The organism is Kitasatospora sp. MY 5-36 (genome assembly GCF_001182915.1).
Lineage (GTDB): Bacteria > Actinomycetota > Actinomycetes > Streptomycetales > Streptomycetaceae > Kitasatospora.
On record NZ_LFVW01000577.1, the window covers coordinates 1 to 7,440 of the forward strand.

At 73.7% G+C, this 7,440-nt stretch carries 7 protein-coding genes and 1 pseudogene; 3 read left to right on the top strand and 5 right to left on the bottom strand.

Going from position 1 to position 7,440, the window contains the following annotated elements; genetic code table 11:
• Positions 1-60: 60 nt before the first annotated feature.
• From AE652_RS30560 to AE652_RS30580, 5 genes are all read right to left on the bottom strand, one after another.
• Entirely contained in the window at positions 61-600 is a 540-nt protein-coding gene (locus AE652_RS30560) for a SigE family RNA polymerase sigma factor (protein WP_049657360.1), read from the bottom strand.
• Positions 601-758: 158 nt separating this feature from the next.
• The gene (mycP, locus tag AE652_RS30565; RefSeq protein ID WP_234348594.1) at positions 759-1,994 is read right to left on the bottom strand and encodes a type VII secretion-associated serine protease mycosin; all 1,236 of its coding nucleotides are present in this window, start codon (positions 1,992-1,994) and stop codon (positions 759-761) included.
• Between the two features lie 98 nt (positions 1,995-2,092).
• Positions 2,093-2,383, bottom strand: a complete 291-nt coding sequence (locus AE652_RS30570; RefSeq protein ID WP_049657362.1) for a WXG100 family type VII secretion target — start codon at positions 2,381-2,383, stop codon at positions 2,093-2,095.
• Positions 2,384-2,503: 120 nt separating this feature from the next.
• Positions 2,504-2,809: a WXG100 family type VII secretion target gene (locus AE652_RS30575; protein WP_063780319.1), complete on the bottom strand. Its 306-nt coding sequence runs from the start codon at positions 2,807-2,809 to the stop codon at positions 2,504-2,506.
• A gap of 185 nt (positions 2,810-2,994) precedes the next feature.
• Complete coding sequence (locus AE652_RS30580) at positions 2,995-4,677, bottom strand: type VII secretion protein EccB (protein WP_049657366.1); 1,683 nt, start codon at positions 4,675-4,677, stop codon at positions 2,995-2,997.
• Between the two features lie 186 nt (positions 4,678-4,863).
• Between AE652_RS30580 and eccE the strand changes: the two genes are divergently transcribed.
• The 3 genes and pseudogenes from eccE to AE652_RS48565 all read left to right on the top strand — a co-directional run.
• Positions 4,864-6,297, top strand: coding sequence for a type VII secretion protein EccE (eccE, locus tag AE652_RS30585; protein WP_079272941.1), 1,434 nt, complete (start codon positions 4,864-4,866; stop codon positions 6,295-6,297).
• Complete coding sequence (locus tag AE652_RS30590) at positions 6,297-7,064, top strand: hypothetical protein (protein WP_049657368.1); 768 nt, start codon at positions 6,297-6,299, stop codon at positions 7,062-7,064. The genes eccE and AE652_RS30590 overlap by 1 nt, the downstream gene beginning before the upstream one ends.
• 134 nt (positions 7,065-7,198) lie before the next feature.
• A pseudogene (locus AE652_RS48565) lies at positions 7,199-7,440 on the top strand (MinD/ParA family protein); the annotation flags it as partial.

A 7,440-nucleotide genomic window follows, 5' to 3' on the forward strand; every position in this document is an offset into this window, starting at 1 on the left:
TTCACCGTCTCCTTGCGTCGCGGGTGGTGGTGAGAGGTACCGGGCGGTCGGCGGCCTGCCTCAGCGGGCGGCGAGCTCGGCCAGCGAGTCGCCGAGCAGGGCGCGCAGCCGGGCCAGGGCCCGGGTGGTGCGGGTACGGACGGCCCCGGAGGAGACCCGCATGGCCTCGGCGGTCTCCTCGACGCTGCGGTCCTCCCAGTAGCGCAGCACCAGGACCACGCGGTCCTTGGGCGGCATCCGGCCGAGCGCGTCGAGGAGGGTCAGCCGCAGCGTGCGGTCGGCGTCCTGCCCCTCCGGCTCCGGCAGGGCGTCGCTGGGGCGCTCGCCGCTGGAGCGGCGGCGCTGCTGGGCGAGGAAGGTGCGCACCATCACGGTGTGGGTGTAGGCCGCCGGGTTGTCGATCCGGCCGCGGCCGGTGAAGGCGCTGCGCCGCCACAGCACGTACATCCGGCTGAGGGCCTCCTGCACGAGGTCCTCGGCGTAGTGGGTGTCGCCGCTGGTGAGCAGGCAGGCCGAGCGGTACAGGTGGCCGGTCCGGCCGGAGACGAGTTCCAGGAACTCCGCGTCCTTGGCCTCCCGGCCCGCCCCGATCCACCCCATGCGCCCTGCCCCCCGCGGTCCGCCGTCCCTGACACTTCATCGATGCGGCGGGCGGGCTGCGGTGTTACAGGGGTTCCGGCGGTTCTTCGACGCGACGGCCCGGTCGGGCCCCGAGCGGGCGGGGGTCGGGCGGGCGGGGATCGGGCGTGAGTCGCGCGTCAGTCGGCGGACTTGCGGCGGTGGTCGCGCAGCACCGTGCCGCCGCCGATCAGCAGGGCGACCAGCAGCGCGCCGACGCCGAGGACGTACGTCGCGGTGCGGCCGTCCCGGTCGGCCTGGGTCTCGCCGAGACCCACCGGGCGCGGCACGATCGGCGCGGCGGCGAGCTGCACCGGGGCGTCCGGGGTGGGCGCGAAGGGCGCGTCGTCGGGGGCCTTGGTGACGGCCCTGACCGGGTCCACCACGCCCCAGCCGATGAAGTTGTCCGGCTCGCGCTGGGTGCGCTGCGCGGTCTGCTCGATCCAGGCCCGCACCTGGGCCGCCTTCCAGTTCGGGTGCGCGCTCCACAGCAGCGCGGCGAGCCCGGAGACGTACGGGGCGGCGAAGCTGGTGCCGTTGTCCACGCACTGGCCGCTCCCGGGCACGGTGGACAGCATGTCGACACCGGGCGCGGCGACCTTCACGAAGCCGCCGTACTGGGAGAACGGCGCGCGCTCGTTGTTGCGGTCGGAGGCGCCGACGGCCAGCACGGTCGGGAAGGCGCCCGGGTAGGTGTCGCCCTCCTTGCCGTCGTTCCCGGTGGAGGCGACCACCACGATGTTCTTCGCCTCGGCGTAGTCGACGGCGGCCTTCAGCTCCTGGTACCCGCCGAAGCGGGCGTCGCCCGCGCCGCGCACGTCCTGGGAGATGTTGATGACCTTGACGCCGGGCTGGTCGGCCGCCTTCCTGATCGCCGTGACCAGGGTGGAGACGTCGCCGTTGCCGTCGCTGTCGTTCTGCCGGATCGAGAAGATCCTGGCGTCGGGGGCCAGTCCGACGAAACCGGTGGCCTTCCTGGGGCCAGCCGCGATGATCCCGGCCACCTTGGTGCCGTGGCCGACCGGGTCCTCGATGGACTTGCCCGGGATCGCCTCCTTGGTCTCCCGGTTGACCAGCAGGTTGGGGCCCTCGTCGACCTTTCCGCTCAGCTGCGGGTTGTTGACGTCCACCCCGGTGTCGATGACCGCGACCGTCACGCCCGCGCCGGTGGTCTTCCCGCCCTGCCACAGCTCGTCCAGCAGCAGGCGCTGCAGCGACCACGGCACGGTCGGCACGTCGGGCGCCGGCTTGGGGCAGTCGCCGGCCGCGGCCAGTCCGGGCCCGCCCTCGGCGTACGCCGGGGCGGCGAGCGGGCCGCCCAGCACCGCGAGCGCGGCGAGCGCCGCGGCCGCCTTCCGGTACCCGTGTCGGGACACCCTGCCACCCCTCATGTCGTCCACCCGTGTCGCGCGTCGGGGGCGGGTGCCCGGAATCCGGGTACCCGCCCCCTGCTGTTCCCTACGGAACCCGAACGTCAGCCCCAGAGCTTGGCGTTGGCGTCCTCGGTCGTCCGGTAGCTCTGCGCGGCCTGGTCCAGCGAGGTCGCGATCTGCGTGCAGGTCTTCTGCAGGTCGGCGGCGCGGGCGTCCCACTGGGCCTGGTGGGCCTGGTAGCCCTCCTGGGCCGCACCCTGCCAGCTGGAGGCGATGCGGGTGACGTTGCCCTTGAGGTCGTTCAGCAGGTGGTCGATGCGGCTCGCCGAGGCCTTGACCTCCTCGGACGCGTGGTGAACGGTCTCGAAGTTGACGAGAATGTGGTCGGACACGTTGTCTCCCTAGACGAGGGTGCGGAGCGCCACGCGGTCAGTGGCGGGCGCTCCGCGGAGCGGTGGATCGGGACAGAACGGCGGTCGGCGCGGGTGCGACGATCAACGCGGAAGCGGTGATCAGCCCTGGGCCGAGGAGAACATCGCCTTCTGCTCCTCTTCGGTGCTCGCGTAGTGCTTGGTGGTCAGCTCGATCGCGTGCTTGATCGCGGTCAGCGACTCCTTCAGCTTCGCGATGTCCTCGTTGACCCGGTTCTGCAGGGTCGTGTAGGCGCTCGCGGCCTGGCCCTGCCAGCCGCCGGTGATGCCGGAGACCGTGCTGATCAGCTTGGTCCGCTCGGCCTCGATCTTGCCGATGGCCTCTTCGATCTGCTTGGCGAACGCCAGCATCTCCTGCGCCGTCATCGTGAACTGACCCTGAGCCATGCTCCACCGTCCCCCATGAGACAACATTTTGCGTGCACGGAGGGCCCGCGAGGGGCCCCACCGTGCCATCACCCGTGTGATGTCCAGCAGCACTGTAGTCGGCACACGCAGCTCGCCCAACACCGAGCACAGAGTAGTTACCAGACCATGACACTGCGGCCAATTCGGTTGCCGCGCTTGGCCGGTCAGGCGTTCTGCGGCTGGGCGGCGCTCTTCGCGGTCAGCGGCGGACCGGCCGGAACCAGGTTCGACCACTCCTTCGGCACCGGCAGCGGCTGGACCCCCTGGTAGCCCAACCGGGCCTGGTTGCCGCCCGGTTCCTCCTGCTGGCCGGGCTCCTGGGACGGCGCCCCGGGGGCCGGCGTGGCCGTCGGCTGCGGCGTCGGCTGCTTCGGCGGGGCGCTCTGGCCGGGCTGCGGCGAGGCCGTGGGACGCTGGCCGCCGTCGCCGTTGGACGGGACGGAGTAGCGCAACCCGGTCTCGGTGATCAGGAAGTCGGTCCCGGAGCCGGCCGCCGCGTGGTCCAGCGAGCGGTAGAACAGCCCGTGACCGGGGGTCACGTACGCGGCCCCGGCGCCGTTGTTGTACGGCGCGGGGTACGTCGTCCCGGCCCAGACGCTGCGCTTGGCGGTGGCCCCGTCCGCGGCGACGCCGTCGTAGGTGCTGCACACGACCATCCGGGCGTCCTGGCGGTCCTGCCAGTTGTTCACCGGCGCACCGGTCTTCAGCGGCCAGTCCGGCGCGGTGCCCTTCAGCGCGACGTCGCCGCCCCACTGGGCGTTGTCGGCCGGGATCATCTCGTCGCTGCGCGGCTTCTTGTCCTGGTCGTACTTGTAGAGCATCTGGTATGCCGGGTTCTGCCGGATCAGCTCCGCCTGGAACGGGGTGACCAGGAACAGCTGCTCCTTGCCGACCACGTAGTGGCGGTCCTGGTAGTGCACCAGCCGGCCGACCCGGCGGTCGGCCTGGTTGCCCAGCTCCACCTTGGAGTTGGCGCCCTGGCTGTCGGCCACGCCCTCGACCTGCGGGAAGGTGATCGGGGTGGCGGTCACCAGGGTGTCCAGCCAGTCCCGCTTGACCCGCTGCGGCACCGCGTTGGGCCCGAACACCGCGGTGATCAGCGCCTTGCGCTCCTTGTCGTCCGACTGCGGGGTGCCGATCTCGTGCTTGCGGCCCTGCGCGTCGACCAGGAACACCGCCGCACCCGAGGCGGCCGGCTGACCCGCCGCCGGCGCGGCCGAGATCTGCTGCTCGTCGGCCTGCTGCACCAGCATCAGCTGGTCCGGGCCGAGCATCCGGTCCTTGGCCGCCAGCGCCGTCGCGTCCGCCCCGGCCGCCACGAACACCGCCTGGTTGACGGTCTCCTGCTTGTCGTCCGAACCCGGGCGGTCGCACACCGCCCACTTCATCGGCTTGTTCGCGTTGTCCGTGGTCGGCAGCTTGTCCGGCGCGTACGGGATGCCGATCGTCGGCCCGTGGTTGGGGTAGCGGTCGAGCACCCCGTCGTCCACCACCACGACCTTGGCGCCCGCGGGCAGCACCAGCCGCGCCGAGGACATGTTGAGGACCTGGTGCAGCCGCTTGGTCTTGTTGTCCTGGTCGGTGAGCACCACGTACCGGGTCGTCGACTGCTTGCCCTGGATGATGTTCTTGCCGTCGTCCCACTTCACCGGCGCACTCGGCTTGAAGACCCCCCAGAGCCCGAAGCCGGCCACCACCACCGCCCCGGCCAGCACACTCGGCAGCACCGCCTTCACCGGACGCGGCGCGTCCTCGTCGCTGCCGCCGCCGGCGGGCAGCAGGAAGGCGCCCACCGTGCGCTTGCGGGCGAAGGTGTACGCGTTCAGCTCGTCCCGGCGCGATGCCATACCTCGTCGTCCCCCTAGTCAGACGTTGTCGGGCGTTGTCAGACCGACCTGCCCCGTGGTCACCCGCCGGGCACGAACCGGCGCGAACCCTCTACGATGCGGCAGCAGACGGTGAGTACGGTACGGGTACGGTCCGCGACACAGCCAGCCGGGCCGCGAGAACGGATCAGAGAGGGCCACCGGGGGATGCCAAGCCAGACCGCTCCAGGACGCCGCCGCAGTGCGGGCGGCGGGAGGGCGCGCCGGGCCGGCCGGGCGCAGCACAGCACGCCGACGGCCGAGACCGGGACGGGGACAGGACCGGGGACGGGGCCCGACCGGCCGCAGCCGACCGGCACCGGGGGCGGCGGCGCCGTCCAGGTCCGGATCAACCCCCGACCGGGGCTGCTCGGCGGGCGGTTGAAGCTCCAGCAGCTCGTCCTGGTCGAGGTCGCGGCGGCCCTGGTCGCCGTCGGCTGGACGATCAGCCGGACGGTCGCGGCCGGCTTCGGCGCCGTCGCGCTGGTGCTGCTCGTACTCGCCCTCCTCCCGGTGCGCGGCCGCACCGTCCCGGACCTGCTGCGGGTCCGCGCCGCCCTCAAGTCCCGCCGCAGGCAGGCCCGGACGCTGCTGCCGCCGGCCGGCACCGACCCGGCGCTGGCGCCCGCGCTGGAGCTCGAACCGGGGCTGCGCACCTGCACCCACGCCACCGAGGCCGAGTTCGGCGGCCGCCCGGTCCGCCGGGAGACCGGCATGGTCGGCGACGGGACCTTCCTCACCTCGGTCCTGCTCGTCCAGGCCAAGGACCAGCCGCTGCGCCCGGTGCGCACCGCGCTGCCGCTGCCGCTGGACGTGGTCTGCTCGGCGCTCACGGTGGACGACATCACCCTGGAGTCGGTGCAGCTGGTCCAGCACACCCAGCCCGCCCCCGCCCAGCACCTGCCCGAGCAGTCGCTGGCCGCCCGCGCCTACCGCGAGCTGCCGGACGGCACCTCCACCCCCGGACTGCGGCTGACCTGGGTCGCGCTCAAGCTCGACCCGGAGCGCGCGGCGACCGCCGTCCGGGCCCGCGGCGGCGGCGAGGAGGGCGCCCGCAAGGCGCTGCAGCGGGTCACCGACCAGCTGGCCGGCCGGCTCAACAGCGCGGGCTTCAACGCGACCGTGCTGGACGAGCGCGAGCTGATCGCCGCGCTGGCCATCGCCACCTGCGCCAACCCGATCGCGGTGGCCGGCCGCCAGGGCACCGGCAGCGGCGGCGGCACCACCCGCCGCACCCAGGAGGGCAACCGGTTCTGGCGGATCGACGACCGCTGGCACACCACGTACTGGATCTCCCGCTGGCCGCAGCTCAGCCGCCCCGGCGGCGCCCCCGGCCGGATCGCCGCGCCGGACCTGGTCAACCTGATCACCGGCTCGCCGGCCCTCGCCAGCACCTTCAGCCTGACCGCCGGGCACGGCACCGGCGGCTCGGTGACGGTCAGCGGGCACCTGCGGGTGACCGGGCGCAACGAGAGCGAGGTCGGCCAGGTCGGCCGCCAGGTGGAGACCCGGGCCCAGAGCACCGGGCTCGGCCTCGTCCGGCTCGACCTGGAGCAGGCCCCCGGCATGCTCGCCACCCTGCCGCTCGGAGGGGCTTCCTGATGGCGTACCAGACCTATCCCACCGTCGGCCCGCAGCCCGGGGCCGAGCAGCGCCGGACCAGGCCGCGGATCCTGCCCGGCTTCGGACTGCGCGGCCCGCGCCGGGAGAAGCACGTCCTGGAGGCGGCCGACCTCGCGGCGCTGGCCTTCCCGGTCGGCGACGACGGCGTGGTCATCGGCGTCGACCCGCAGGGACTGCCCGCCGTGCTCGGCCTGTTCCGCCCGACCTCGTACGACCTGGTGCTCGTCGGCGGCATGTGGACCGCGCAGGTCATCGCGCTGCGGGCGGCCGCGATCGGCGCCCGGGTCGCGGTGGAGACCGCCCGCGGACAGCTGTGGGGCCCGCTGGCCCAGGCCGCCGGCGGCGGCCAGCCCTGCGTGACGGTCCACCAGGTCGGCCGGCTCGGCCCGCAGGGCGCCTCGGTGGCCTCGCCGGTCCTGGTGGTGCGCGACCTCGGCGCCCGCCCGCCGCGCAGCCGGCTCTCCGCCGCGCCCTGGCAGACCACCCTGACCCTGCTGCCCTACCTGGGCCCCAACGCCTCCCGGGTGCTGAACGCGGCCGACCTGGTCGGCGTGCAGCGGATCTCGCCGCAGGAGGCGGAACTGACCGGCCGGGTGCTCTCGCTGCCCCCGGAGGACGTGGCCGCCCTGCCCACCCTCGGCGACGACCTCACCCTGTGGGCGACCCGGATGCGGCGCCAGTACGTACGGGCCGTGGCCGGGCAGGCCGAACAACAGGTGCTCGGCGGGCCGCGCCGGATGGACTGAGCAGCGGCTCGCCGCACCGGGCGGGCCGTCGGGGAACCGAAGCCGCCTTCAACGGGGGTTGCCGTACGGCCTAGTCTTTGATGCGGCAACGGCACCGCTGAACAAGCGGCGGCGAACACGAGGGAGCCAGAAAAGTGAGCAGCGATCGGGACGGCGTCTACGTCGGCGACAACGCGGCGGAGGACGACGACGACTGGTCGGACGCGCCTGACTACACTCCCCCGTCCTGGTACGTGCAGACGGAGCCCGCGGCGGCTCCGGCTGCTTCGGCTCCGGCTGCTTCGGCTCCGGCCGCTGGGGCTCCGGCTGCCGGGGCTCCGGCCTCGGCCGACGCCCCGGTGCCCGCCGCCGCCGCTCCGGCGCAGGCCCAGCAGGC